The organism is Njordella calcicola, assembly GCF_056494125.1.
Window position 1 is genome coordinate 2,153,202 of the sequence record NZ_CM151396.1, and the last position, 25,360, is coordinate 2,178,561.

23 protein-coding genes are annotated in these 25,360 nt (G+C 51.7%); 8 read left to right on the forward strand and 15 right to left on the reverse strand.

Features of this window, described 5'->3' with window-relative positions; all coding sequences use genetic code 11:
• Positions 1 to 34: 34 nt before the first annotated feature.
• The 3 genes from SH302x_RS08090 to holA all read right to left on the reverse strand — a co-directional run bounded on the left by SH302x_RS08090 (position 35) and on the right by holA (position 3,053).
• A complete protein-coding gene (locus SH302x_RS08090; RefSeq protein ID WP_479368224.1) occupies positions 35 to 793 on the reverse strand; it encodes a hypothetical protein in 759 nt (252 codons plus the stop codon).
• On the reverse strand, positions 777 to 1,883 hold the full coding sequence (locus SH302x_RS08095) for a glucose 1-dehydrogenase (RefSeq protein ID WP_479368225.1): 1,107 nt from the start codon (positions 1,881 to 1,883) through the stop codon (positions 777 to 779). The genes SH302x_RS08090 and SH302x_RS08095 overlap by 17 nt, the downstream gene beginning before the upstream one ends.
• Before the next feature lie 105 nt (positions 1,884 to 1,988).
• Positions 1,989 to 3,053, reverse strand: a complete 1,065-nt coding sequence (gene holA / locus SH302x_RS08100) for a DNA polymerase III subunit delta (protein WP_479368226.1) — start codon at positions 3,051 to 3,053, stop codon at positions 1,989 to 1,991.
• Positions 3,054 to 3,076: 23 nt separating this feature from the next.
• Here holA and SH302x_RS08105 point away from each other — a divergent pair, with 23 nt between their 5' ends.
• Positions 3,077 to 3,349, forward strand: coding sequence for an acylphosphatase (locus SH302x_RS08105; protein ID WP_479368227.1), 273 nt, complete (start codon positions 3,077 to 3,079; stop codon positions 3,347 to 3,349).
• A gap of 159 nt (positions 3,350 to 3,508) precedes the next feature.
• On the opposite strand, the gene SH302x_RS08110 is transcribed toward SH302x_RS08105, so the two are convergent.
• Positions 3,509 to 4,666, reverse strand: a complete 1,158-nt coding sequence (locus tag SH302x_RS08110; RefSeq protein WP_479368228.1) for an FG-GAP repeat domain-containing protein — start codon at positions 4,664 to 4,666, stop codon at positions 3,509 to 3,511.
• Between the two features lie 160 nt (positions 4,667 to 4,826).
• The gene (locus SH302x_RS08115; RefSeq protein WP_479364187.1) at positions 4,827 to 6,194 is read right to left on the reverse strand and encodes an IS4 family transposase; all 1,368 of its coding nucleotides are present in this window, start codon (positions 6,192 to 6,194) and stop codon (positions 4,827 to 4,829) included.
• Between the two features lie 275 nt (positions 6,195 to 6,469).
• Between SH302x_RS08115 and SH302x_RS08120 the strand changes: the two genes are divergently transcribed.
• Positions 6,470 to 6,829: a hypothetical protein gene (locus tag SH302x_RS08120; RefSeq protein ID WP_479368229.1), complete on the forward strand. Its 360-nt coding sequence runs from the start codon at positions 6,470 to 6,472 to the stop codon at positions 6,827 to 6,829.
• 216 nt (positions 6,830 to 7,045) lie between these two features.
• Here the strand turns inward: SH302x_RS08120 and SH302x_RS08125 are convergent, their stop codons facing one another.
• Positions 7,046 to 8,461 carry a transposase gene (locus tag SH302x_RS08125; RefSeq protein WP_479368230.1) on the reverse strand — a complete coding sequence of 472 codons (1,416 nt, stop codon included), beginning with the start codon at positions 8,459 to 8,461 and terminating at the stop codon, positions 7,046 to 7,048.
• Between SH302x_RS08125 and SH302x_RS08130 the strand changes: the two genes are divergently transcribed.
• Positions 8,462 to 8,689 (forward strand): hypothetical protein, encoded by a 228-nt coding sequence (locus tag SH302x_RS08130; protein WP_479363705.1) that lies wholly within the window; start codon positions 8,462 to 8,464, stop codon positions 8,687 to 8,689. It abuts the gene before it with no gap.
• A 28-nt stretch (positions 8,690 to 8,717) separates the two neighbouring features.
• Here the strand turns inward: SH302x_RS08130 and SH302x_RS08135 are convergent, their stop codons facing one another.
• The 4 genes from SH302x_RS08135 to rsfS all read right to left on the reverse strand — a co-directional run bounded on the left by SH302x_RS08135 (position 8,718) and on the right by rsfS (position 14,491).
• A complete protein-coding gene (locus SH302x_RS08135) occupies positions 8,718 to 10,946 on the reverse strand; it encodes a CRTAC1 family protein (RefSeq protein WP_479368231.1) in 2,229 nt (742 codons plus the stop codon).
• Positions 10,947 to 10,991: 45 nt separating this feature from the next.
• Positions 10,992 to 12,185, reverse strand: a complete 1,194-nt coding sequence (locus SH302x_RS08140; RefSeq protein ID WP_479368232.1) for a prepilin peptidase — start codon at positions 12,183 to 12,185, stop codon at positions 10,992 to 10,994.
• A 346-nt stretch (positions 12,186 to 12,531) separates the two neighbouring features.
• Positions 12,532 to 13,674: a prenyltransferase/squalene oxidase repeat-containing protein gene (locus SH302x_RS08145; RefSeq protein WP_479368233.1), complete on the reverse strand. Its 1,143-nt coding sequence runs from the start codon at positions 13,672 to 13,674 to the stop codon at positions 12,532 to 12,534.
• A gap of 355 nt (positions 13,675 to 14,029) precedes the next feature.
• Positions 14,030 to 14,491 (reverse strand): ribosome silencing factor, encoded by a 462-nt coding sequence (rsfS, locus tag SH302x_RS08150; protein ID WP_479368234.1) that lies wholly within the window; start codon positions 14,489 to 14,491, stop codon positions 14,030 to 14,032.
• A gap of 198 nt (positions 14,492 to 14,689) precedes the next feature.
• On the opposite strand from rsfS, the gene bcp reads away from it, so the two are divergent.
• Complete coding sequence (gene bcp / locus SH302x_RS08155) at positions 14,690 to 15,160, forward strand: thioredoxin-dependent thiol peroxidase (RefSeq protein WP_479368235.1); 471 nt, start codon at positions 14,690 to 14,692, stop codon at positions 15,158 to 15,160.
• 162 nt (positions 15,161 to 15,322) lie between these two features.
• Here bcp and SH302x_RS08160 read toward each other — a convergent pair whose 3' ends face one another.
• Together SH302x_RS08160 and SH302x_RS08165 are read right to left on the reverse strand one after the other, a co-directional pair.
• Positions 15,323 to 17,647 (reverse strand): ABC transporter permease, encoded by a 2,325-nt coding sequence (locus SH302x_RS08160; protein ID WP_479368236.1) that lies wholly within the window; start codon positions 17,645 to 17,647, stop codon positions 15,323 to 15,325.
• Between the two features lie 3 nt (positions 17,648 to 17,650).
• Positions 17,651 to 18,676 carry an ABC transporter ATP-binding protein gene (locus tag SH302x_RS08165; protein WP_479368237.1) on the reverse strand — a complete coding sequence of 342 codons (1,026 nt, stop codon included), beginning with the start codon at positions 18,674 to 18,676 and terminating at the stop codon, positions 17,651 to 17,653.
• A gap of 125 nt (positions 18,677 to 18,801) precedes the next feature.
• Between SH302x_RS08165 and tadA the strand changes: the two genes are divergently transcribed.
• The gene (gene tadA / locus SH302x_RS08170; protein ID WP_479368238.1) at positions 18,802 to 19,266 is read left to right on the forward strand and encodes a tRNA adenosine(34) deaminase TadA; all 465 of its coding nucleotides are present in this window, start codon (positions 18,802 to 18,804) and stop codon (positions 19,264 to 19,266) included.
• A gap of 87 nt (positions 19,267 to 19,353) precedes the next feature.
• On the opposite strand, the gene SH302x_RS08175 is transcribed toward tadA, so the two are convergent.
• The gene (locus SH302x_RS08175; protein ID WP_479368239.1) at positions 19,354 to 19,791 is read right to left on the reverse strand and encodes a hypothetical protein; all 438 of its coding nucleotides are present in this window, start codon (positions 19,789 to 19,791) and stop codon (positions 19,354 to 19,356) included.
• Between the two features lie 234 nt (positions 19,792 to 20,025).
• Here SH302x_RS08175 and SH302x_RS08180 point away from each other — a divergent pair, with 234 nt between their 5' ends.
• A complete protein-coding gene (locus tag SH302x_RS08180; protein WP_479368240.1) occupies positions 20,026 to 21,165 on the forward strand; it encodes a glycosyltransferase family 9 protein in 1,140 nt (379 codons plus the stop codon).
• An 88-nt stretch (positions 21,166 to 21,253) separates the two neighbouring features.
• Here the strand turns inward: SH302x_RS08180 and SH302x_RS08185 are convergent, their stop codons facing one another.
• Positions 21,254 to 21,976: a Uma2 family endonuclease gene (locus tag SH302x_RS08185; protein ID WP_479368241.1), complete on the reverse strand. Its 723-nt coding sequence runs from the start codon at positions 21,974 to 21,976 to the stop codon at positions 21,254 to 21,256.
• A 437-nt stretch (positions 21,977 to 22,413) separates the two neighbouring features.
• Here SH302x_RS08185 and ndk point away from each other — a divergent pair, with 437 nt between their 5' ends.
• Positions 22,414 to 22,875, forward strand: a complete 462-nt coding sequence (gene ndk, locus SH302x_RS08190) for a nucleoside-diphosphate kinase (protein WP_479368242.1) — start codon at positions 22,414 to 22,416, stop codon at positions 22,873 to 22,875.
• Positions 22,876 to 23,285: 410 nt separating this feature from the next.
• Here the strand turns inward: ndk and SH302x_RS08195 are convergent, their stop codons facing one another.
• Positions 23,286 to 25,043: a dockerin type I domain-containing protein gene (locus SH302x_RS08195; RefSeq protein WP_479368243.1), complete on the reverse strand. Its 1,758-nt coding sequence runs from the start codon at positions 25,041 to 25,043 to the stop codon at positions 23,286 to 23,288.
• 129 nt (positions 25,044 to 25,172) lie between these two features.
• Here SH302x_RS08195 and SH302x_RS08200 point away from each other — a divergent pair, with 129 nt between their 5' ends.
• Positions 25,173 to 25,346 (forward strand): hypothetical protein, encoded by a 174-nt coding sequence (locus tag SH302x_RS08200; protein WP_479368244.1) that lies wholly within the window; start codon positions 25,173 to 25,175, stop codon positions 25,344 to 25,346.
• Positions 25,347 to 25,360 lie beyond the last annotated feature (14 nt).

Here is a 25,360-nt window from a genome sequence, read left to right on the forward strand (position 1 = left end):
ATTCAATCTCGCCAGCCAGTATACCAGCCGCAACTCAGTGCTGCTTGGGATCGCGGTCATGATGGTACTGGTCCAGATGTACATGCACATCTGGGCGTTGCAAGAAGAACTGCTCCCACGCCTGATCACTCAACGGACAGTCATCCAAGTAGAACGATCGCAGCGACTTGCAGTTTGCGACCAATTGCAAATCATCGTCGGTGAACTTTGGGCCGATCAGATGCAAATGTTGCAGTTTTGCAATCTCGGTCACCTGCTGCAGAAAGCTCCTATCCACACTGTGACCGCCTATGCGTAAGGAGTTCAGTTGCTTCAAGTCCAGTAGAACGCGTTGACTATTGGAAGTTACTTCCAAATGGGGTAGGTTTAGGATCTGGAGATTTGGATATGCATCGACAATGTGCTTCAGCCCCGCATCGTCTACTTGCGTATCTCGAATGCGAAGATGCACCAGCGAGTGGTTGTTGGGCAACGCCAGCACATCTTGGCTTGACTGAAGTCCTGCATCTAGCAGCAACGTCCTTAACGAGTCGGCCTCGTCCAAAACCTGCAAACTCTTTAATTCCGCGGCCGAGGGCTGCAAATATGTCAGCAGTATTTGACGCGTTTGGCCTTCACGAACCAACGCAATCTGCTCGTCCAGCGAGTCCACTGGCTCAACTGCGAGCGTCCCCTGCGACGGAGTATTCGACTCAGCATTATCTGGAACCCGCTTTTGACACGCGGCATTGGCCAGCAGTGTCAGTAATAACGCGAGGCCAGCGATCTGCCACTGGTTATTCTTCCGCCACATTCACAAAGACTTTCAGTGCCGAATCGTCTTCAACTAACAATCGCATCATCTCTTTATAGTTATCCAAGCCATCGACAGGAGTTGTCAGGATTTTCTGAATCACACCTGGATACATCATTTCGCCCATCGCCAAGTCGCGAATACCCAATTCAAAATGTTCGCGGTTCGCGTTGACCGATCCAAACAACAGCTTGTTACCCAATACCCAATCGAGGTTGATTTTATCGGAGGGCAGACTGAATTCCTTGCTTCCACCGGTGATGCTAGTCCAAACCAATACGCCGTTGTGCCCAAGAACCTTCATCGCGCCGAACGCAAGATGACTTGAGCCCGTTGCGTCAACAATCATGTCCGCTTTGCCAACCTTCTTGGCCATCTCATCCAAAGAAATTTCGCTGGTTGGAACATAAGTCGCTTCCATCCCTTCAACGATTTCGGATTTAAGGTGCGGCCCTTTGGCACGTGCAAACGTGTAGACTTCTAGACCTTTCATGCGTAGAGCTAACGTGGTCAACAACCCAATCTGACCGGCACCCAGAACGAACGCTCGCTGAGGGCGCCACACTTTCAGACGACGCTGAGCGTCAAAGGCATGGGCAACGGCTTTCGCAGCACAACTCATCGGTTCCATCAACACATGCAAGTGCTTTAGACCTTGTGGCACGCGAACAATGTAGTCCTCGGCATCGACGAATTTTTCCGTCAGAAATCCGTGCAGCAAATTAATGCCACGTTCGTAGTAGACTTCTTCGCTGGTCACATCGTAGGTGCCAATCTGGTCATAGATCGATCCTCCGGGACGACGCACGGTGGCGCAAACATAGTCGCCGGGTTTGACGCGGCGAACTTTGGGACCAACCGCTTCGACAATTCCGAACGATTCGTGCCCAATGACCAAGTAATCGTCCTTTCCAGGCGCATTGCCATACAAGGCGTCATTGATCTCGCGGTCGGTGGCATCAACACCAACCTTCAAAACCTTGACCAGCACGCCCGTGCCGTCAGCAATAGAATCAAGTTTCGGCTCAGGTATCTCTCGTTGGTGGACACTATTGGGGGTACCTGGTCGTACAGCGACGGCTTTCATCATATAACAGGCTCGGAAGTTGGCGATGGAATGTTGGAATTGAATTACTAGGACTACTGGGCTAACAATCGTAGCAACAATTCAAGTGGTTTCGAGCCCCCACGGCAATCAGTGAAATCGCATCAGAAATTCTTCGACCGCAAATCGGGATCGCGATTCATGGCTGTGCGTGCCCTTGAGCTTGAGATCAAGTTCGGCCAACCATTGCGGTATATGGAGCGCTCGTCGCAGGCCAATTCGCCGTAACTGTTGGTCAGCACTGTTTAGCTTGTTGGCAAAAAATCCCGATTGAGCGAGAGCTTCGGTCGTTTTCAACGAGGACCCCACCTCTTTCGCTTGATGAAGTAGGCTGGCAGCTAATCCAAAACGTCGCAAGGACCAGCCAATCTGAGCCATCAGGCCCACGGCAGCTTGCCCGGCCAAGAATAAACGATCCAACTCCTGCATCGCAGCGGCAATCTTTCCTTCTGCAATCCAGTCAGCGATATCCCACGCCGTTTTGGTTCGCCAGCCGCCCACCAACTCGTCAACTTTATCATCAGCGACAATCTTCTTTTCGTTGGCAAATAATGCCAGTTTGGCTAGCTCACAGTCCAGCAAGCCAAACACCGGCCCAATGCGATCAACCAAAACACGCGCTTGCGAAGTCGTCAGCTTCAAACCATGATTCCGATTTCCCCAGCCTATCACCCAGCTTTCTATCGCGCGATCGTCCGGCGGATTACCGAATGATTTGAGGGTCGGGACACGGCAATCAACGATCACGCCTGTGTTCTGCAACTGCTTGTACAATTTCAGAGTGGACGGCAATTGATTCATATGCAGAACCAAAGTGGCATCTATTGCCGTAGCAGCAGCCCACCGTTCGACCTGTTCGCGGTATTTGCTGACAAATGCGTCTGCAGACCTCAAAATGACGGTCTTATGCCCCCCCTCGTCAAACAACGAGCGTGTTGCCAGTTGATCGTGAACATCTACCCATGAGACTTCTTCGCCATGATGCGACGATACGGAAGCGGAATCAATCTTCCAAGCTTCAATCATAAGTGCCAAAGACCGCTCGCGCAGAAAGCTATCGGTACCGACCATTGCAACACAAGGCAACACCTTGGGGATGGTCTTCCCATCCATTACACTAAAGGCAGTAAATACTTCGGCTTCGGATTTGGCCACAATTCTCTCGCCCTACAAAAAGCATGAAAGTTAGATTATCAGCGATCTTCCGGGGACATGTCCAGGGGGTAGGCTTCCGCTATACGACTCGACAAATAGCCAGCCGATTTGCGGTGACAGGCCAAGTCCGCAATTGTACGGATGGTACGGTCGCTTTGCTCGCGGAAGGCGACCGCGACGAGTTGCAGGCCGTTGTGGACGCGATAAGCGACCGCTTGGGAGATAACATCGAACAAGCAGAGCTTGCTTGGGCAAATGCCTCCGGCGAATTCCAATCGTTTGAAATTAAAGTTTGATTCGATCGGAGGAAAAAGGAGCCAGTCAATTCTTGCCGGAACTTCGAACGATATCGCATGACATTCAACTCACAAGAGAATTGAGCCTAGGTTTGCGATGGTACTATAAAGGCGCGTGTCGTTCTTGTTCCGGCCTACGATTTCATCAGATCGATTGAGTTACTCAGTTGCGGCGTTGATGTAAAGCTTCAAGTTGTGAGTCGCTCTGCCGCCAGCCACAATATCGGGACGCCCGTCGCCTGTCAGATCAGCAACGACCAAGTCCTCGGTTGCCATTCCGCCTGCATCAATCACATGCTTGCGCCACACGGCCCCCGAGTTGTCAGTGGCTCGATACGCTATGACTCCAAAGGTTTCCGGCGTATCGCTGTGCCCAAAGATGATCTCATCGCTACCGTCGCCGTCTAAGTCTGCCAGCCATATGGCGTGGCCTCGCTGAAAGCCATCTTCAATGACCAAGCGTTTCCACGTCTGACCGTCATCGTCAGTCGGAATATATACGACCAGCATCGTGCCATGCATCGGTTCCACCGTAGCAAGAAACCTTACGTCGGGCGTCAAGCGTCCCAACTTGATTTCACCAGCACCGCTAAGCGTCGGCTCAGAAGACACGTTGCCTTCCGAGAGCTTGATATCTTTCCAAGTTGTGCCAGATCGAAATATGCGATGTACACCTTCTTGGCTGGCGGTGATCGTTTCGACTGCGCCTTCATGTTCAACATGCCAATGATTATGCATGCGATTGAATTGATCATTGAGAACTGTTGCTGGCCATCGCTGCGATTTGGGATCGTCCGGGATTTGAAAAGCAGTCAGTGCAACGCCCTGCCCGCTTGTACCATTGAGCGGAGATACGACCAGTTGAGGCTTGCCCACTGCCAGTACGTCTGCAAAACGCATTCGATGAGTCCACCTGAGATCGGCGATGAAGTGTACATCCCAGGGTTCATCCAGCGATTTGTTGCGAGAGGCCCAGTGCACAGACCCCTTGCTAGTCCATCCGGCGCCAATTGCAAAATCGACGAGCCCATCGCCATCGATGTCGCCTGCTTCAATGCACACATTGTCCAAGGGTGTTTGATTTTGGATGATAACTCGTTTTTCCCAATTAGGGTTTTGGTACCAGAAGACACTATTTTCAGTGACAGCAACGATGTCAGTTTTTCCATCCGCATCGACATCCGCCAGCGTCACGGCATAGCAAACCTTCCCGATTGACGGATCGATGACGACCTCACGAAAATTTGGGAACGATTCTTGTCCGCATGCCACTGTTAGACAGGCACACACCATACTGATCGCAAGTATGCAACGCATTTCATAAGACTCCGCCAAGTATTCGACAAAACAGGTAAACGTGGTTCATGTGAGCATCTGCATTATACCTTCAATGTTGAACGAACAGGTGGGTGCACGTATTCCCGGCTTCAGCCGGATCAAGCGCATCGTTCGTAGTCCCGCCTTTAGGCCAATACCACTAAGTTAGCAGGCGAATGGTTTCTGGGAAAGTGTGCGTTGGAGGCGGCAAATTACAGTGTTCGTCGCGTTTTTTGGGCCATTTGCTTTGTGTGCGTTTTATCACTCGTGGATTGAGGCGGTTGCGACGTGGTTCAACTACCTCAAGGCTGATCTGCAAGACCATGTTGCTGTACCATGGCTGGAACAACTTTTGCGAACGCGGAGCTTCTACCAAACACATTCGCAGTACCTTGATCGCACCTGTAAATGATATCCGACGCGGCGACACTCCAGCTTGGACTGCCGCCTCAAGTGCTAACTTGCGAATCACGAAATGTGCTATCAGTAAACCATTGATTTCCTGCACAACCCCGGCCGGACTATGGCTGCGGAGTTTTGGGGAATTGCGAAGATGAGTCTTAGCCTCATCAATAGCAATCTCCTCTTCCCAACGCTCGTGATATAGAACTATCAGTGCCTGGGCTGGGTGCTCATGCTCATCAAGCAGTGTTGTCAGCAAACGATGCGTCTGGCCATGGCCAGTACGCTGAGGGTCATCCAATTTGTATTCGATCACGCGAACGCTTTGGCCGTTACGATCATGGCGCCGGTCATACTCGTTGGCATAGATCTTTGACAGAAACGTTCCGTCGGAAAGCACCTGCATAATTTTGAAACAACGGTTCATTTTCGAACGCCCCAGGAAGTCCGACTTCTGATCAATGACCTGGTTCATTAGTTGGTACGAACAAAAGCCAATGTCGAACAAAAGTAGACTTTTCTCTGGCAATTTTCGATAAACGTGTTTCGCCATGGTCGCTTCGCCACATCGCATTGGCTTAATAAGAAAGTTGATAAAGACGTGCGAGCCCACTTCGCAAAGTGCGATGATCCTGGCTTGTGGAAACGCACCGAAGTCTGTTCCATTTTTGGGCCTTCCGAAAGCACGGCGATTGGCATCACTGTCAGGAAGGTTCAATACAAATCCATCGACCGCCACGAGCCTACGACCTGCGTAAAAGGAATCAGGTGTCTGGCTATCACATAGGCAGTGAACCAACTTCTGGTAGACAAATGCCAAGATTGCAACGCCCAGCCGCACTCGGGCTTGAGTCAGGGCGCTGGATGAGGGCATGAGCCCAATGGAGAATCGGTGCAACCAGCGAAACACGTGTGTGTAGCAATCGTCGCCATATAGCCACAAGGCGATCGTAAACCACACCATCATGTCAGCCGGGCATTTTCGACTGCTTCGTTTTTCGAGCTTGCGACGGCGTACTTCGGCTTTCAGCATGCAACTGCGAACAGTCCTCTTGAGGCAAGTAATTCGCTCATGTGAAAGTAACTTATCTTGCTTTGATTGAGAGATCGTGCGAACATGAGTCATGGCAGCTTCCTTGCTTGGTGATGAAATTCAACACCTCCGATCCTCGCAGGAAGCCTGCCTTTTTGGAATACTAACTTAGCGGTATTGGCCTTTAGGCGGATCACGCGCAACGAAGACCGGCTAAAGCCGGGACTACGAACCCCTACCCCCTTCAGGCCGACTTATTCGACTACAATAAACCGCTCCTCCTTCATTCCAAACCAAATCTCATCCGCCTTACCAGTCCCATCATAAACAGCAAACTAGATCAGCCGCCAAGCAAGATCGAAACGCAGATGTCCAACCTCAATCCCTATGACGCTCCGGCCGAACGCGAGCCAACGAGCCCTAAAGAGAAGCCCGTCCCATCACATCTCTTGAGCCGCGTTCTTGCCATACTCACACTTACATTCGGCGCATTGTGTACTATCCTTCCCATCGCCGATATATCGATCGCAGTTTATCACGCATCCATCGCACAGGCTCAGGGACTCAGCATCGATCGTTCGGCGTTTGGAATCAACTTTTTGTTTCTTCCAGCAGGGTTGTTCGCGTTACGAGCCGGCGTTCTCTTTTGGCAAGAAGAACATCGTTGGGCCATACTATGGTGCTTGATGTCGATTGGTTGGATAATGGCACTTTTTGTGAATGGGTAATTGCAAAGGGTCCAAGAGTGCGTTTCATTACGAAAAACTACCGACTAAACAGCAGGCTACCACCGTTCGTAGTCGCGCACCGTTCGCAGTACCGCCTTCAGGCGGATCAAGCGCATCGTTCGTAGTCCCGCCTTTAGGCGGATCAAGCGCATTGTTCGTAGTACCGCCTTTAGGCGGATCACGCGCAACGAAGACCGGCTAAACAGAACGTCCGGCTTAGATTGGTTCGTTTTTGCGGCGTTCTTCTCGTTTGTAAAGGGTCAAGGTATTCTGAGCCACGACGAGCAGTCCAACTTCCGCTTTGACACGGTCCAGGCCGCAGCCGTTTTGACACTCTTGCCCGCGGTGCCGTTTGCCATCGGCGAAGCGGCGTTCGATCACTTGCGAACGCAAGCGTTGGCTGCGCTTGCCTGCGTCGGTACTCATCTTCGCGGCTTGTTCGTCCAGTAACGCCTGCTCGGTTTGACGCGATACGGTGCGACGTTTACCGCTACCGCCAAGGCAGCGGGCCGCCAACGCACAGCCACTACAACGCTCGGGAAGTTGCTCATAACGAAGCTCCCCGACGCAGCGCCCGTCAGCTCGGGGAACCTGAGCTTCTCGTACTAGTTTCATCGTGTGACCAGCCGGGCAGGTCATTTGCTTGGTCGACTCATCGTATGCGAATTCGCGAGAAGGTATCTGCACTTGACCACTTGCCGCCTTGCGTCCCAGTAGCATCGTTCCGTCTTGAACCGGTGCATATAAGTCGATGCCCAGAGCTTGGCAATCCTTCAGCTCAAGGATCGAGCAGTAGCCAGAATCGGCATGCAGTGTTGTGAATGTTGACCCGACGATCCACTGAGTCAGCGCGATCATTAAAGCCAAGGTGCCTGCATCCGTGTTTTGCGCCAAAACGTCATAGGCGACGATCACATCGCTGGCACAATCGGTGACGTACTGCGTGTTATACAGCGGTCGAAGAACATTCTTCTTGTCTCGTCCAATCACCGCATCGAGATCCATCGGACTCACTACCATCTTCGATTCGTCACGACGATGGCGGGCGTGTTTTTCGCGGTTTTCTTCGATTTTTCGCAGCAGGCATCCCTTGGCACGCCGCAATCGCTCCAGTTGGCCGTGGCGTCCCGCAGGGGTCGATGCGATCCACCCAGGGACTGGCGACAATGGTTTATTCGAAGCAACTTGATCTTTGTGATCCAGAGAGCGTATGGCACGTTTGAGCTTGTTCAGTCGCCGACTGATTTGTTTGAGACTCAAGATCTGATGGCGAGATGCATGCGCAGCAGTGAAGGTGCCATCGATCGCACACTCTACAGGTTCGATGAGTGATTCACAAATGGCGCTTTGGACTAAACTGCGATGCACTTTGTCGATGAACTTTGCAGCCCGATCGCGGAATGCATACCAGGTGGAGCGAGCTGGCGAGATGCCTTGCCCTAGAAGTTTGCACTGATCGCGGGTTGTCGCGTCCTTGTGCCACTTAGCAGGCGAGGTGTTGCCGTTGAGGATTTCGTAGAGGGCAATCGCCAACATGTTCTGAGGTGGAAATGCGTCCGATCCAGTTCCCCGATAGGCTTGGTACAAGTCGTCCAAGTCGACTTGGCGAATGGTTCTCAGAACAGCTTGCACATGGTCATCGTCTTTGAAACGTTGATTGAGCAGTTGGAGTTCTTGCGAACCGGACTGCAGCAGTGTTTGGGAGAAGTGGACTTTTTAATTGCGGCATTCATGGTTAAATTCCATTGGTGGCCCGTCGGTCTGGAACAATTCATTCGCATTATTAATGCGAAACCCACCATGCCGGCGAGGCCACTTTTTTTGCTAGCATCGAAAAATTCTAAGCCGGACGTTCTGTAAAGGCGGTACTACAAACGATGCGCGTGCATCAGCGTGCAACAGATTCGAGTTTGGGGAACACAAAGGACTTCAATCGCTGAGCCTGCAACTTGGAAGAGCCCTCGGTAATCACAACGCTCTGGTCAACTGCCACGTCGGTAAACTCTTGCGTGGTGTCTGACGTCGGCCAGTATATCTCCAGCTTGCGTACCACCGTCGCCTTGCCCAAGCCTAACTGCTGTGCCAACGGTTTAGCTCCAAACGATCCGCCGCTATTGACCCACGCATAAACCGATCGCACTTCACTACCCTCTTCAATCTCAGCGCGAATTCGAGCGCCTATGGCAGATCGATTGGATTTTGTTCCTACCAGTTTCACTCGCAAAAAATGATTTCCAAAACCAGGGTTCTCAAACAGAACGTCGCCAAACGAATCGCCTTTATACGCCCCACCCATTTGGATAAAAACATCTTGGTCGCCATCGTTGTCCAAGTCGACAAAAGATGTTCCATGCCCTTTTTGCAAATGGCCAAAACCACCCGCAAAAGTTACGTTCGAAAACGACTTGCCGCCTTGATTGTGAAACATCAAATTCGGCATCAACGCTTGGAAGTCTGGAAAGCCAGTGCCCAAGTAGAAATCAGGGTAGCCATCGTTATCCAAATCGCCAAAATTACAACCCATCGGCTCGGTCGCTGTCGTCAATCCATACGCTTGACTCGCCTCTTGAAAGCCTCCTTTGCCATCCCCCAAATACAATCGGTCCGTCTCGTTATCGATCGCTCGATTCAGGTACTCGGCCGGGATAATGTCTAGCTGTCGAGTGTAACTAGCAACATAGATATCCAACACGCCATCGTTGTTGACGTCCCAGAACCAAGTCCCAAAACTAGTCTCCGGCCGATGAACCCCTAGCTCCTTTGCGACATTCGTGAACTTGCCATTTCGGTCATTGCGAAATAGGCAATTGTCCCCATCCAAATTGGATATATACAAATCCGGATAGCGATCTCCGTTGTAGTCGCCCCACACCGCTGCCTTGGTAAACTTGCCATTGATGACGCCAGCTTCGCGCGCGACATCAACAAACTTGCCATTATCATTGCGGTACAATTGGCAAGGATAATTTTCGTTACCGACAAAAAGATCCAAATCGCCGTCGTTATCAAAGTCTGCCCAAGCGGCCGTTGGAGTAGGAGCCATCATTTCCAATCCAACTTCAATGGTCACATCCTGGAAGCGACCATTCCCTAGATTTCTCAGCAGAGAATTTGGGATCATGCCAGATTCGCCCAGCCACGCTCCTCGCGTTACAAAAATATCCACGTAACCGTCGTTATCAAAATCACCTTGTACGCCATTGATCCCACCGGTGATAGCTTCGATACCAGCAGCTTTCGTTATGTCTTGGAAAGTACCGTTACCAAGGTTACGGAAGATGCGCCCATGGTCATCGGGGGCCCAACTGGCTGCGTAGATATCGAAGTAGCCATCATTGTCAAAGTCATCGGTGACCAACGCTCCGCCGCAACTGAGCGTCTTTAATCCGAGGTCTTGTGCGATATCAATGAATTTTGGAAATGGAATCGGCGAAACAAAGCTTTCGGGTGGAATCTGAAACTGCTGCGGCAACATTTGCGGATGCTCCCCCAAAGTCATGGCCGCAATGTTTACTAGCCACACGGCTTCAAGATTGGTGGGATCAATCGCTAGCGATTTCAAAAAGTATTTTACTGCGATGGTGCTGCCTTCTTTTTGCGTATGGACACCGCCGGCTTGAATAGGCAAGATGCAACTTTCTCCAGTACGGCAGTGGATGCAATTGGTAGTTTCTGCAAAACGTAGCCATGATAAGCCCGCTTCGAAATAAAAGGCAGCTTTTGCACGGTCCATTTTCAGCAGGTTGTATTGATCCGAAATTCGCTCCGCTTCTGTGATATGCGCAACTCCCTCTTTGTCTTGGCCCAAGCGGCGATGATCGATGGCTAACTGCAAGTTGGCGATGTAAGCTTGCTCGGGATTAGCCGACTCATTGATCTGACTGAGCATCGTATTCATCTGAGTGATCGATCGATTCTCAAAGAATGGGTCAATGCTCAGTGCACGCTGTCGCACTATCTCAAGCATCATCTCCATTTGTCGCTGTCCGCTCATCGACGGAAGGTCCGATATCGGTTCGTTGGAGGGTTTGGAGCAACCTGCCAACACCCCTAAACAAAGCAGCAACAAGCGTTGAGCATAAAGTTTGATCTGGTGAAGATACGACTGTCCAAGCATGCTTATAACTTTCCTCCCACAAGGGAGTGTGTGATCCTAGCAATATCAATTCCATGCCTCGGCGAGAAAACGCCAAGCCACAATGAATAGGAAGGTAACCGGCAGCAGCCAGCTTTGCGTCGCTGAAAGCCACGACACGGCTTCATTGTCACCCCGAAACCCTGCTTTGTAAACTTGAGAACACGCAAATGCACTAAAGCAAACAACACAAGCTGCTGGCAAGCCTAAGGTGATCACCAGTAGAATGAGAACCGGCAGCCAGAATGATAGCTCGCGGCTTTGGGATGCTGAGCCTGATTGACCACCTATTGGCAGGTTGCCATCGCGTTCATTTCCGGGCACGTTGTGCGATTTCGACAATCTCTGCTGAGCGAAGGTGCTTAACGCAGCGCCGATTATCAGCACCGCACCTAAGACAATCAGCAAATGAACTAACAATTGACGCGGGCTAGTCGCTGGCTGAATCTGTAAGCGAAGTAAGCTCACGTTGCTGGCACCAAGCTCGATCAACACGATCATCAAGGCTGCTGCCATGACCAGGCTTATCCATCGTGCTGGCAACGTTTCACCCGAATGACGTGTCATAAAGATCGCCAGAAGGCACGAAAGCAACAGAAGGTGCATTCCAAAAATCCAACACAAGGTGACTGACAGGAATGCAAAATTGACAGGCATGCCGTAGTACTTGCTGTGCACTGCAAGATGCAGCGGCAGATTTGCGCCATGGCTCAAGAACTCGACTGCGTACAAAACAAGGAACAACAGTCCGCCGATCGCTTCAAAGATCGGATACTTGGGAGAAATAGGAAGTTGGCATGTTGCACAACGACCTCGTAATCGCAACCAACCGATGATGGGGACATTATCTATCGCTGCAATCGCGACGCGGCATCGCGGGCAGAACGAAAAACCATTGAGACTCAGGCCGCGAGGAGCTCGCCACGCAACGACGTTGAGAAAACTGGCGATGCTGCTACCCACAGCAAACAGCCACAAACCGAGTGTCAGTTCCATGCCCCGGCACAGCCAAAAGTCGTGCGAAGCAAGCGGACTTGTGAAGTAAACTCCATCGCGGAATTGTACGATTGTTGCCCCCCCGCAACTGATTGCCACAATCAGCAACAATAACGATGCGATCGTTAGTTTACCAAGCTTCGTGGCATAACGCTTCCTGCGCAATCGGTGCGGTGGAGTGGCAACGGCCGTCGGGTTACTTTGGTTGGAAAAGAAACTGCTCACAAATCTCAACTTTGTCGAAGGGCATGAACTTCAGTTGAGATTGTAAGCTGCCGCAATTTTGTTTGTAGTCCCGGCTTCTTTGTTCGTAGTCCCGGCTTTAGCCGGTCTTCGGCTGCGCTTAACGAACGATGCGCTTGATCCGCCTGAAGGCGGTACTGCGAACGATGCGCTTGATCCGCCTGAAGGCGGTACTACGAACGTTGCGCGTGGTCCGCCTGAAGGCGGTACTACGAACGGGGCGCTTGATCCGCCTGAAGGCGGTACTACGAACGGTGCGCGTGACCCGCCTGAAGGCGGTACTACGAAGGTTGCACTTAAAAGGGCACAGGTTCTTGCAGATGCGACACTACTTCGATTCAAGTAAGGTCCCAAGCGTCAGTAGTACGTAACCGGTGACCAAGTTGGGATCGGATTCCATCCAGCGTTGATCTTCGTTAACCCACGAACCGTCCGCTTGTTGGTTCGCTTTGAGTTGGCTAAACAGTTCGCGTCGCCAGTTTCGCTGGCCATCTTTGGTGTCGAACAGCGGCTCGCCGTTAGCATCCAGTGCTTTGGCCATCGTTTGGTAGTAATAGTACAAACCCGATTTACCTAGCCCGGGGTTGGTTTCGACTGAGTAATTGTCGTGCAGGAATTTTTTGGCAGCGCTGACACGTGGGTCTTGGTCGTCCAAGCCAGCGTAGATCATACTCTTGAGGCCAGCGTACGTCATGGCGGGATAAGAGCGCAGTCCGCCGTTGCCATCTTCGCCGGCCATGGAAGCCCCACCGGCTGCAACCGTGTAATAGAATCCACCATCGTTCACTTTAGCGGCAAACGGTGATGAATTCTGGTCCGACTCTAGGTTTTGGCAACGAGTGACGAACAGCAACGCACGCTGGATAGCGGGATCATCCTTACCAGCACCTAATTGGTGTAAGGTTTCCATCATGAAAGCCGTATTGGACATGTCCGGTCTCGCTTTGCTGCCATACCCTGCACCACCAAACCGCAAGTCCTCTTCTGTCACTCCCTCGTCTTCGTCCCATTGGCCTTTGCGAATAAACTTCTCAGCGTTCTTCACCACTTCGTCATACTGCCCTTGGTCATTTGCATGGACAAACGCCAATACTGCGATGCAAGTCTCATAATTTGCATGAGTGGACCCCCGCGAATAAATTCCACCGTCTGGTTGAACATGGGAGAGCAGGAAGTCAAATGACTTCTTTACGATCGGGTCGTTGTCCTTCAGACCCACTGCGGTCAATCCAGCCGCGACAACCGCGGTGACTCCCACACTACTGCTGGTGCTGAAGGAACCATCGGCTGCTTGGCCACGTAGACGCAGGTAATTGACCGAGCGATCGACTAGCTCTTGCAACTCAGCTCTTGGAATTGGCTGGACGGCAGGCGCGGATGCCGTCGCTTCTTGGGATCGGGCGGGCTGAGCCAGGGAGACACTTGCTCCCAAAATCATTGCGTAGGTAAAGGATGACAGGAGTTTCTTCATGATTGACGATGCCTTTGAAGTGATTCGTAGTGCGCGCCAGCTCGACCGTCTATTGCGAGCGGGAGGCTCACGTCGAAACCATTTGACGCGAGCGGTTACTATAGCTAACTCTATCCAAGAACGTTCCGCTTGACCACTTGGTTCGATGCACAACCTTTGGCCGTCATGATAGCACAAGCGGACAAAAAACAGTCGCTGAGCACAATTGGCGCGCCGTTAGATCGTAATCCCGGTGTTGGACGGTCGTGTTTCGTAGTCCCGGCTTTAGCCGGTCTTTGTTGCGTGTAATCCGCCTGAAGGCGGTACTGCGAACGATGCGCTTGATCCGCCTACAGGCGGTACGGCGAACGTCGCGTTAGACGCCACGGACCATGGTCGCACCGGTCGACTTAAGCGCTTCGCTGATGTCGATTTGAACACTATCGGCCCAAAGGTTCTCTAGATCGTAGTAGGCTCGAGTTTCTTCGTCGAATAGATGGACTACCACGCCGCCGAAATCCAGCACAATCCAGCGGCTTTCGTCATAACCACTGCGATTGCTGCGTCCATAATCGACCGCTCGCAAGGTCCGCTCAATGTCATCGGCAATTGCGTGCAGTTGTCGCCGCGAAGCTCCTGTGGCAATCACGAAAAAGTCGAAAATCGAAGTTTGGCCAGATAGATCTAGGACAACGATATCCTGTCCTTTATTCTCCGCAGCACACTTGGCCGCTTCAAGAGCGGCGTTTAGACTGGATTGGCGTTGTTCTTGGGCAATCGGTACAACGCTATTGGGTGTATCTTCCAAAATAGATAATCGGTGTGCTTTTGTGCTCATTAGGTTAGCATCAACTCCTGTGTTTTGATCATTACTGTCAAGACGTTACTCCAACGGGAAAGGTTCATCGCTTACCAATATGCCGGAAAAATGCTTGCCCAACCGCCTATTATAATCGTGATTTCATTGTCCTCTAGCTCACATTGAGCTCCGGGGACACATTTAACAAGTTTTTGATGACAGTTCTGGGAGACATGTATGGCGGATTGGCTTGAAGAGGGTAGCAAAGCGCCCGACTTTACTTTGCTTGATGACAATAACCGCAAAGTGAAGCTGTCAAATTTCGCGGGGAAACCGGTTGTGCTCTATTTTTACCCCAAAGACGATACACCCGGCTGTACCAAGGAAGCTTGCGCGTTCCGAGACGCCGAAAAAGAGCTTGGCAAATTGGATGTCGTCGTGTTGGGTGTCAGCGGCGATGATGTCGCTTCGCATGTCAAGTTTCGCGATAAGTACTCGCTGAACTTCCCCTTGCTAGCCGATGAAGGGTTCAAAGTCGCAACCAAGTATGGAGCATATCGCGAAAAGAACATGTATGGGAAGAAGTCGATGGGAATTCAGCGAAGTACCTACATCATTGGCCGAGATGGGAAGATTGCGAAGATTTACAAGCGTGTTTCCGTCGACGGCCATGCCGAAGACGTGCTGGCCGTTGTCCAAAACTTGTAGCTGCCGTGGTTTGTAGTCCCGGTTTTAGCCGGTCTTCGGTTGCGCTTGACGAACGATGCGCGTGATCCGCCTGAAGGCGTTACTACGAACGGTGCGCTTGAGCCGCCTGAAGGCGGGGGCACCGAAAGAGTCCCTGCTCTGTCCGTGCAGACGCATTGTGCATCAAGAGTCTTGCCTTCGCAAATATAGGCAACTAATCGCTAACACGATGATAATGAACAATGTATTGGACCAAATCGGTGTCCACAGATCCAGCTCTTCTTTGGGCTGCTCCAAATCTTCCGTCTGCATTCCCAAGTTTAGCGGGTCTCCGCTGCTCAATGCCCACTGGATGAGGTTATCGACCGCTGCGGGTTTGGGGTTCACCAGATAAATTGGCCGAATAATCGTCCAATAAACCCATTGGGAAGTAGTCCATTGCGGTTTGCAGATTCGTGACCACTGGTTGCTGCTTTCATTAAAGCGATGCACTTCGTTACCAAGGGTGCTGACCATCAGTGATTGGTCTTTATCGACAGCAATGGCTGTGACTCGCTGTGGAACCGATGGCTTAGAAACCGATCGCCCGGCGGCATCGACCAGCAGCAGCTCGCCTTCGGTCGTCAAAATTGCAAATTGATTTTCTCCGCGTCGGTGGATCTCCTGTGGTTTAATCGCTTTGAGCTGGTTATCGATATCTGGTTCCAGCGTCCAGTTTTTTAAGTTAAGGCTAAGTGCTGATTCCTTGTTGGTCACGATCAAGCAATGCTCGGGAGTCGAAGACATTAAGGCCAGCGCGTCATCGGGGATATCGAGCGCAAGGGTATCGGTTAACTCAAGGCGCGGTTGGCTGTCGGTTTGGTTCCATTGGAAACGCTGGATTTTCGAACGAGAGATGACCAGCAAGTCTTTGGTGCCCGGGATTGCGCAGAACTCGATCGGCGATTGGAAAATGACGTCATCAGAAGTCAATTTCGGATAGACCGATTTGGATTCAAACAGCGGCAATTTGATTCCGAACAGTGAAGGGCCTTCGGCTGGTTGTTTGGCTGCGTCGAAATCAAAAGCGAAAATGCCATTTTCACTAACCGCGATGACTTGGTCGCCAACCGACTTCAGTCGGCGCGTTCGCGATGGCAGGTCCGGCAAACTATCGACGCGTTTTTCGCTCCACAGCGGTACGTCCTGAAGCTCGCTGCCGGAGCTTCCAGCACTGAGATTCATATCGATGGATTGCAAACGAACCCCGTCGCTCTGCAGGCCAAAAAACGGGTTCCAGCTTGGGCGGCCGAAGATGACCAGTTTTCGCTCTGGCAGCCAGAGCGGCCCTAGGACGCGACGTTCGGAATCTCCACGGCCGCCCATTTGCTTCCACTGCGTCTGGCCTTCATCCCACAGCAACAACTCGCCATCGCGATTGGAACCGAACAGATGCTGATCAATTACCGTAAGTCGCGTTATCTGCGGGCGTTCGACCGAGAACAACTTCAATTGTTCATACGTTATTCCCAAAATAAAACATACACCCCAGAAGAGTGCCACACAAACAATGGAAACAATCGCATTTTTCCAGATCAATCCAACCAAGGTCGAAACACTGTAGAAAATCATGAAAACAAATAAGAACAAAGGGATGCACCAAAGTAACCCGCTGTTCCAGATACTCAAACGCCAACCTAACAGCAAATAAAATCCAACTAGTAAGTAGGCCACGTTGATCAAGATAAAGCAAACGCCGCCGACGAATTTGGACAATAGTAGGCCGCTGCGCGAAAGAGGTTTGCTTAACAGCAATGCCATCGAGCCCGGCGCGAACATGTCTGGCACTAAATTGCTGGTGACTACGATTGCGACCAAGATGCCAACGACTCCTAAAGCGATCTTCAAAAAAGCAATGAGAATAAAGCCATCGATGAAGGGTCGCAGTTGCTGGCGGCTTACAGGAATTGGATTGAATAACTTCATTCCCGCATACCCGATCCAGATCGAGTTGCTTGCCGAGCTGCGTAAGCTGGCGGGAAAGGCAAGTTCCACCAGTCGCCGATTCACACGTGTCAAATCATCGCCCGACAGTTTGCCTGGCTGATAGCCCGAAAGTTCTTTGGTTAACTCTGACCGCTTATTGGCATCCGGCCAAGCTTCCTCCGAATACAAATCCGGGATGCTTAACGCGGAAGTCAGGCCTTCCGCTAAAGCTCCCAAGCGTATTTGCGGGCTGGAATCCTTAGGGATCTTGTTGATGCGATTCTTGAAGTCTTCATCCAAGGCATTCCAGACTCGCTGTTGAGCTTGCGAGCCACGTCCTTCGCTGGCTGTTTGCAAGTCTTTGATCAAGCGATCGCGATTGGTGATGCTCTCGCTGCGGAACGAGAAATCGCTGCCTTCAATCCAGCCAAATGGTGCGATGGCGGCCAGCAGTACGGTCCAACCGAGAAGCAACACCCACAAGATCCGAGACTTGAAGGCTTCAAAGAAGGAATCATAAATGACCGCAAAGTAAGGTCCCATCGGTTACTCAAATCTGCTGGAGTCGGACGTGGTAATATTCGGCACGCCGTTGGGCGTCGTGGCGTTCTGAACTAATTGCATAAACACCTGTTCGAGTTTTGGCTTGTGTACGGCAAGTTGCACAATGCTAAGTCCGGAGCTGCGGATCAAATCTACCAACGCATCGACATCAGTTTGCTGGATACTTGGCAATTCGATTTGCCAGTTGTCATCGTCCGCAGCCAGAGGGACAGCTACTTGTACGTCAGCAAATTTCGCGGCTGTAGCCTCGCGGACTTGTTCCAAGGCTTCGCGGCTGCCCGAGACTAGTACGGTGGTCCGGCTGCCTGCCTGGCTCGCGTTGGAAAGCAGTTCATTCAAGGTTCCGCTGGCTGCCACATGACCATGCGACATAATAGCGAAACGATCGCACACCAGTTCGACTTCTTGCAAGATGTGGCTGTTGACGAAAACTGTTTTTCCGTCATCTCGCAAGCGTTCGATACATTGGCGGATGTGGTGGCGGCCTACTGGGTCCAAGCCGTCGGTGGGTTCGTCCAGAAACAGCAACTTGGGTTCGTGCAAAAGCGCTTGAGCTAAACCCAAGCGTTGCTTCATGCCTTTGGAGTAGGTTCGAACCAATTCGTTTTCGCGCCCTTTCAATCCGACCAGATCTAGCAGGCTAGGTATGCGAGCTTGAATCTGCGAATCGTTCATTCGCGATAATCGCCCTAGAAAATGAAGAGCGGTGATGGCGGTATGGTGTCGGGCGACGTGGAAATTTTCCGGCAGGTAGCCAATGCTGCGTCGTGCTGCCTGGCGATGGTGCGGTTGGTCAAAGATCAATGCTTTGCCGGAACTGGGGCGAACAATTCCCAGCAGGATCTTGATCAAAGTGGTCTTGCCTGCGCCGTTGGGGCCCAGCAAACCGAATATACCGCCCGCTGGGATTTCTAGATTGATACCGTCTAATGCTCGTACCCGCCGGCCAAATAGAAAGCCGCTGCGATAGGTCTTCGCTAAGTTGTCGATAACGATGGCTGTGGGCAAGCTAAATTCCGTATCTCTTCAAGTGCAACATTTGAGTTTAGGCAAGACGCTGTCCCTGGACTGCAATTGCCGTTATAAGATAAAACTTATCCTGATTCTTGAACCGATTATACCCGAAGGCTTCCATGGATTCTGATCAACAGTGGATGGTACACGCAATTCGACAAGCAGTCCAAGCGGCTGAACAGGATGAAGTTCCCGTCGGCGCCATTATTGTGCACAAAGATAAAATTATTGGTACGGGCTATAACCAACGCGAACAACTAAATGATCCCACGGCTCATGCCGAGATGATCGCTATTACACAAGCCGCTTCGCTATTGCAGTCTTGGCGTTTAACCGAAACCACACTTTATGTGACGTTAGAACCCTGCCCAATGTGTGCCGGAGCGATCTTGCAATCGCGGATTACCCGAGTCGTTTATGGTGCAAGCGACCCCAAAGCCGGCGCGGTCCACAGCTTATATCAACTGCTAAATGATGCACGTCTGAATCATCAAACGGTTGCTACCGGCGGCGTGCTGTCGGAGCAATGTGGCCAACTGCTGAGCCATTTTTTTCAAATGAAGCGAGAACAAGGCAAAAAGTAACGGACGTTTCGCACGTAGACTATCCCGGCCTTTTTCTAGCGAATGCGGCTGTTCTGGCGATCGCGCCCACTAGCGCGAAGTCTCCAATCACTTCGCAAATGCGGCCGGAAAAAGCTCTTCGGCCGCAACCCATTCTTTGGAACCGACCGGACATAGGCTCGTATCGGCCGTAATCCGCTGTTGGCTGATCCAGCTTTCAATGGTCGCCCAGTCTGCCGGCCCGTAGACTCCGCCGCTGGGGGGACGTACCAAATACATGGGGGAAACCCTCGGTTCGCCGTTAGGACTCCGTTGACGATCAAGCCGATGTTGCCCAACATTGCTCACGCGGTCGTCTGGGGAAACCACGTTACTTCCGGAGCTCAAGCCGTCTCCCACGCTCCCCAATTCCCCGGAGTAGTCTTGGTCTTGGTGGGGTATCCGAAAGCGACCGCTGCAACTGGGGCAAATGCCTCGACGGCCGGCCAGATTCGCTTTGATGTTGAGCTTTTTTTGGCAATGGTGGCAGCGAAATCGAATCCCCACGGCGGATGGCTCCTTATCTTCCTCAGTTCGGTAGTTCGCTATGAATATAACAGAATGGACAACCGCATTTGTGAGTGCAAAGGGAAAAGCACTACTGAACCAAAATTAACGAACTTCTCTACTGCAATGTGAGTGAATCTCTGTTTCGCTGGATTTCGGTAGCCGATACAACCCACCATATCGCTAGAGTTTCTCATAACGTTTTTGCTGGCAAATGGCTCTGGAGCTATCGACGTGCAACCGACCTTCATCGACGAACGCAAACCTGCACCGATTGACCTTGGAGAAAGTCCGCGAATTCTCATCACACGGTTGAGTGCGATTGGCGACTGCATATTGACATGGCCGCTGGCTACCTACCTCAAGCAGGTTTGGCCACATAGCCAAATCACTTGGATTGTTGATTGCGCCGCGAGCAAGCTGCTGGAGCAGCACCCGTGTGTGGATGAGGTGATACGGTTGCGTAAAGGTTTTTTGTTGCGGCCTCGCGAACTTTACTCCTTGAGAAAAGAGCTGCAAGCTCGCAACTTTCAGCTAGCGATCGACCCACAGGGGTTGGCCAAAAGTGCGGTCTTAGCGTGGCTGTCCAACGCGCCTCTGCGACTGGGCTTTGACAGTTGCCAAGCCCGCGAGGGGGCGTCTTGGTTCTACACCGCTCGGCGTCACCCCTTGGCGCAACATTTGGTTGAACGGCAATTAGAGTTGTTGGAGATGTGCAACTTGGAGCCGCCGGCCTGCGATCAAGCGGGATTGCTGAAGGTCGACTTTGGTTGGGACGATCGACGCTTGGACTGCAGCGAAATCAACCAATACATGGATCAACTTGGCTTGTCTGCAAAGCAGTTTGTTATCTTAAATCCCGGAGCGGGTTGGGAGAGCAAGCGTTGGCCGCTGGATCGATATGCCGTCTTGTCGGAGCAAATTTTAGAAGCGACGGGCTTGCCGTCGGTGATCGCTTGGGGCGGAGAACGCGAATACGACTACGCTCGAACCATCGCAGCCTTGGCACCTGGCAGTTGCATTGTGGCTCCCGACACGGATTTGGTCAGCCTGGCACAATGGTGCTATCGCGCCGCGTTGTTTGTGGGGTCAGACACCGGGCCGATGCATTTAGCGGCTGCGATTGGAACCCCTTGTGTCGCCATGTATGGAACATCATTGCCTCAACGCTGCGGCCCCTATGGCGCTCAGCACGTCGCAATTCAAAAGCGTTATGACGGAGGTTCCGCTCGCTACCGACGCAACACAACCAATGCCGCAATGAAGGCGATTGAAGTGCAAGATGTATATCAAGCGTGCCTGCAAACTTTGCAACGTCATCGCGCATCGAGACCTGACTTAAAGATCGCCAGTTCTACGTCCTGGGCCGCCTGAGAACGAACGATAATGTGCTTGGAACTCAATTGGAAGCCAGCATGCCGGCCAGCTATTGGAGCACCGCAGCCAGTTCCGGGATAGATTTTCAAAGTTGCCGTTTCAATTGCTCTAATTCGGCTCGCAGCCGGTCCACTTCTGCTTCAGCTTTTCGGCGAGCTTCTGCTTCACGTTGGCGAGCTTCCGATTCACGTTGGCGAGCTTCCGATTCACGTTGGCGAGCTTCTGCGTCCAGTTCTGCTTGTTCTTGATGGGTCAGCAATCGATCGTTGGTGCCCCGAGTAAACAAATTCAAATCCTCCTCGGATATTCGAAGCTCTAAATCCAGTTCCTCGCTATAAAGTCCGCCGGAAGGTTCGGCGGCGATCTCTTGGTAGACGCCGTTCTGCAGTCGATAACCCTGCAAAGGCGGATCCAAGTAATCGCTAGTAGGGTCATGCAAGAAGTACTCGTGTACTCCAAGTTGTTGATACAGTAGGGGTTTATCGACGGAGTCCTTCTTTTTGGTCTTTCTAGAAGTTGTTTCAATGACCAATTGGGGAACCACGCGTTCTACCCAAAGCCGATAAATCCTGCGTCTACGTTGCAGGAGTCCTTTGGCGATAAATGCGTCTGGGACTATAAATTTTTTGGGATTGCCTTGCTCATAATACAATAGCAAGTCGCCGCTGACGTAAACTTTCTGACCATAGAAATGCTTCTTTAGAAGTTCGATGATGCGAATCATCGCGTCACGATGTTCGTCGGTTTCTCCCATTGGACGTCCATCCGATTCAGGATAGTTAACAGATCGAATATTTGGCAAGTTCATCGCAAGAACCGTTCGCGTCAAGGATTTGCGAGCCCATTTTGGCAACTATGGCTAGCTGTCCGCATTGTACACGTTTGCCTTGCCAGAATGAACTGGTTTTTAAGCAACGGCTGTTACAAACGGCAGATTTGAAGACGTAGGTGGAAGCAAGAATTCGCGTCGGCAACCGGGCTGGGAAGCTGGCTTGGAGCAAGTGCATGGCCAGTCAGTTTTTCAAGCTACACAGAATTGAACGTAGTGGACTTCGCCAGCAGTCCCCCTTTCTTCGCCAGGACTTCTGGCGAATTCCACTGCCATCTTGAAAAACTGATTAGCCCTGGGAGCGTGTGAGGTGCCCTTGGCATTGACGTCTGAAGTGCGCACAATGCTGCAACTAGATCGCGCGGCGACTTACCGGTCGCCGCCACTCTCTTTTTCCACCTCAATTTAGAATGAACATGGAACGCACTTTAGTTTTGTTGAAGCCCGACTGTGTCCAGCGACGGCTGATGGGTACGGTAATCGCTAGATTTGAAGCGAAGGGACTCAACGTGATCGCAATGAAAATGCTGCAAGTCTCGCCGGAATTAGCCAAACAGCATTACGCCGAACATGTTGCTAAGCCTTTTTATCCTTCGCTGGAAGAGTTCATTACCAGTGCCCCAATCGTTGCGATGGTATTGGAAGGCTTGGAAGTCATTCGAGTTGTCCGCGATATCCTAGGAGCGACCAACGGACTGAAGGCGGCAGCGGGAACGATCCGCGGCGACTTCAGTTCGTCGCGTCAAATGAACTTGGTTCATGCCAGCGACAGCCCCGAGTCAGCTCAACGTGAAATCGGTTTGTACTTCCAAAGCAACGAAATTTGTGCTTACGAGCCCACGTTGGTTTACAGTTTTCGAGCTCCTGACGAAGCTTGATCTGCGAGTTCCATACGCTTACGCGACTTCGCGAGGCGGAAGTGTTCAAGAAGTTCTTCACGGTACGGGGCAAGCGTGATGTTTTGCCAAGTAGCAAGAAACGGCTGGACGGGCTTCCAATCTTTTGATACTCCACAAGTCATGCTGGCTTGTTCCCCAGGGCAAGTCAGATAATCACATTCCGCATTAGCCGAAACGCGAAAGCGTCGGTTTTCTCGGAAACCGTGAGCTATTGCTCAACGGCTAATTTGCCTAAATTCAAAAATTGATTTGCCCTGTCCTAAGAGCAGCTTCGGTGTCCAGCTTGCGAACGTTATTCACCCACGGGTGCGAGCTCGGGGGGCAAAACGATGTGGGGCATAAAAAGGCTTCTGATCCCTCATGTCGCAAAAATCTGCTGTGGCAGAGCGTTAGCTTGATTTGCGAAGCTTTTCTTGGAAGTCGGCGAGGCTCTGCGCGGTGGCAGGCTCAAATTCGAACTCCTGAATGAGTGCGTCGACTTGACGGTACGCTTCGCCTTGGCCAGCCACCAATTGGCCATAACCGCCACCGCCACTGCCACCGCCGTTTCCGTAATCGCCACCATTTCCGCCATTGCCGTAGCCGCTATCACCGGAACCGCCCACTTCTGAGCCACTGCCCTGCGTTGACTCGGTTTGCAAACCTCGCACGCGTCGCATGAAGTTCAAATGGTTGATGACGATAAGAACATCCAGGGACGATAAAACGCGATCGCCGTTGACATCAATGAAATCGTAATTCTGGCTCGGTGGCGGTACACTTAAATCGCGATTGGAACGGGCGTTGAGTGCATTGATGATGGCCAATACATCCAATGAATTGATCTCCCCATCGCCATTCACATCCAACGGGAATGATTGGTTTTGATACGGCGGAGGCGCTTGTTCAACCGAAATCAGGATCTCGGTAGAAACAGAATCGCCTCCTGTCACAGAAGTTGCGGTTACAAAAAGCGGCAGGGTCCACTGGTCTCGCGTTGCGAGAAACACGCCCGCTCGCAAGCGAAGCATGTTGGAAGCATCGACTATAAAGCGATCGTCGGAAAGCTCCCAAGTGAATTCTTCATTGATGTCTTCATCGATGACGCGCAGTTCGCCGAACCTGTGCCCGGCACGGAACTCGACCACCTGCGGGTTGCCCAAGAAATCGATACCGATCGATGGGTCGTTGAGATCGGTGACTGGGATTGTGGCAGACGCCAGGAACGCTTGAGAGCCAGACTCTTCACTGCCATGAAGCCAGACGGAGATCGAAAACTGTGCGGACTCCTCGTAATTCAATTGGCGGCCATTGGCTAAACGGATGACACCGTTGCCAGCTTCTACCCAAGCTGGATTCGAGGTTTGAATCTGCGCATCGCCGTTATCGATGTCATCAATCTCGTATGTGGCAATGACTGCGTTGGGGGTATTCTCTGGAATTGAATCGACAAAATTCACTCGAAACCCTGTCGGCAAATCATCGACAGCTTCTAAACGAATGTCGACGACTAAATCGTCGCTCCAGGACTGTCCATCAAAAGCTCGGACGACAATCGAATCGTTACCAAAGTAATCTTGCGATGGTTGGTATGTGCCGCCGGTTGAAATGGCCCAAGTCAGCGAGCCAAAGTCGGGTTGTTTGGTAACGAAGTAGAACAGCGCCTCATCTTCCGCAGATTCCAAAGCCGCTTCCAGTAAGGCAGCGTTAATTGTTAGCGGATAATCCTCAAACCCCTCGAGCAAAATACTTGGGGACAGCCACATGGGCAGCGGATTGTCTGGCGAAACGTCGACATTGATGGCAACATCCAGGAAGTCGTCCGGTTCGTTGATATCAATGCGGAAGGAGTTGCCCGGTCGGCCCAAAAGTTCGAACCAGTGCGTGCCGGGTTGAATGTCAGAAAAGCTCGCGATGCCAGTTTCATCGGAGATGGCAAATGCCTCCGATGAATCGAGTTGCCCGTTGCGATTGCTATCCAGGAATACGACACGTCCCGACACGGCCGAATCGAGTTCTTCGTCGTAAGTACCGCTCTGGTCAATGTCTTCAAAGACCAACACATTGAGTCCTGCCAGCAGACGTCGATCTTCTAGCGTGTCAAATAGCAGGGGGCGAAGCCGCTTACGCCTTGCCGATTTTACTCGCTGCAAATGACGTTTCGCCATGGATTAGTACCCGTTAAGCATAAGAGAGGAACATTTTAAAACGGCATCGCTAGCTGAATTCGGCACCACGCGTCCACCGCCAGCAGGATCTGGCTTGTGGAGAAGCATACGCATCATCAGGCTATAGCTATGAACTCCAATGATACCGGCAAAGTACTTTTAAAAACAGGATTTAGTCCAAAAAAAGCAACCAACGGCCCGCTGGCATCCCCTGCGCCGAGCAAAGTTGGAAAATCTCGGGTATTGATTTTGCTTTGGCAGGCAGATAGCTCTTTTGCAATTCTCAGGGAATGCTCACAATAGTCAACGGTCAGTGA

What these genes read in the sequence shown, in the direction of transcription:
- SH302x_RS08185 (WP_479368241.1), bottom strand. Translation starts at nt 21,976, where the DNA reads ATGAACTTGCCAAATATTCGATCTGTTAACTATCCTGAATCGGATGGA.
- SH302x_RS08195 (WP_479368243.1), bottom strand. Translation starts at nt 25,043, where the DNA reads ATGGCGAAACGTCATTTGCAGCGAGTAAAATCGGCAAGGCGTAAGCGG.
- SH302x_RS08115 (WP_479364187.1), bottom strand. Translation starts at nt 6,194, where the DNA reads ATGACTCATGTTCGCACGATCTCTCAATCAAAGCAAGATAAGTTACTT.
- SH302x_RS08130 (WP_479363705.1), top strand. Translation starts at nt 8,462, where the DNA reads ATGGTCATCGTCTTTGAAACGTTGATTGAGCAGTTGGAGTTCTTGCGA.
- SH302x_RS08090 (WP_479368224.1), bottom strand. Translation starts at nt 793, where the DNA reads ATGTGGCGGAAGAATAACCAGTGGCAGATCGCTGGCCTCGCGTTATTA.
- ndk (WP_479368242.1), top strand. Translation starts at nt 22,414, where the DNA reads ATGGAACGCACTTTAGTTTTGTTGAAGCCCGACTGTGTCCAGCGACGG.
- SH302x_RS08145 (WP_479368233.1), bottom strand. Translation starts at nt 13,674, where the DNA reads ATGAAGAAACTCCTGTCATCCTTTACCTACGCAATGATTTTGGGAGCA.
- SH302x_RS08120 (WP_479368229.1), top strand. Translation starts at nt 6,470, where the DNA reads ATGTCCAACCTCAATCCCTATGACGCTCCGGCCGAACGCGAGCCAACG.
- SH302x_RS08105 (WP_479368227.1), top strand. Translation starts at nt 3,077, where the DNA reads ATGAAAGTTAGATTATCAGCGATCTTCCGGGGACATGTCCAGGGGGTA.
- SH302x_RS08135 (WP_479368231.1), bottom strand. Translation starts at nt 10,946, where the DNA reads ATGCTTGGACAGTCGTATCTTCACCAGATCAAACTTTATGCTCAACGC.
- SH302x_RS08160 (WP_479368236.1), bottom strand. Translation starts at nt 17,647, where the DNA reads ATGGGACCTTACTTTGCGGTCATTTATGATTCCTTCTTTGAAGCCTTC.
- SH302x_RS08200 (WP_479368244.1), top strand. Translation starts at nt 25,173, where the DNA reads ATGAACTCCAATGATACCGGCAAAGTACTTTTAAAAACAGGATTTAGT.
- tadA (WP_479368238.1), top strand. Translation starts at nt 18,802, where the DNA reads ATGGATTCTGATCAACAGTGGATGGTACACGCAATTCGACAAGCAGTC.
- SH302x_RS08110 (WP_479368228.1), bottom strand. Translation starts at nt 4,666, where the DNA reads ATGCGTTGCATACTTGCGATCAGTATGGTGTGTGCCTGTCTAACAGTG.
- SH302x_RS08095 (WP_479368225.1), bottom strand. Translation starts at nt 1,883, where the DNA reads ATGATGAAAGCCGTCGCTGTACGACCAGGTACCCCCAATAGTGTCCAC.
- bcp (WP_479368235.1), top strand. Translation starts at nt 14,690, where the DNA reads ATGGCGGATTGGCTTGAAGAGGGTAGCAAAGCGCCCGACTTTACTTTG.
- rsfS (WP_479368234.1), bottom strand. Translation starts at nt 14,491, where the DNA reads ATGAGCACAAAAGCACACCGATTATCTATTTTGGAAGATACACCCAAT.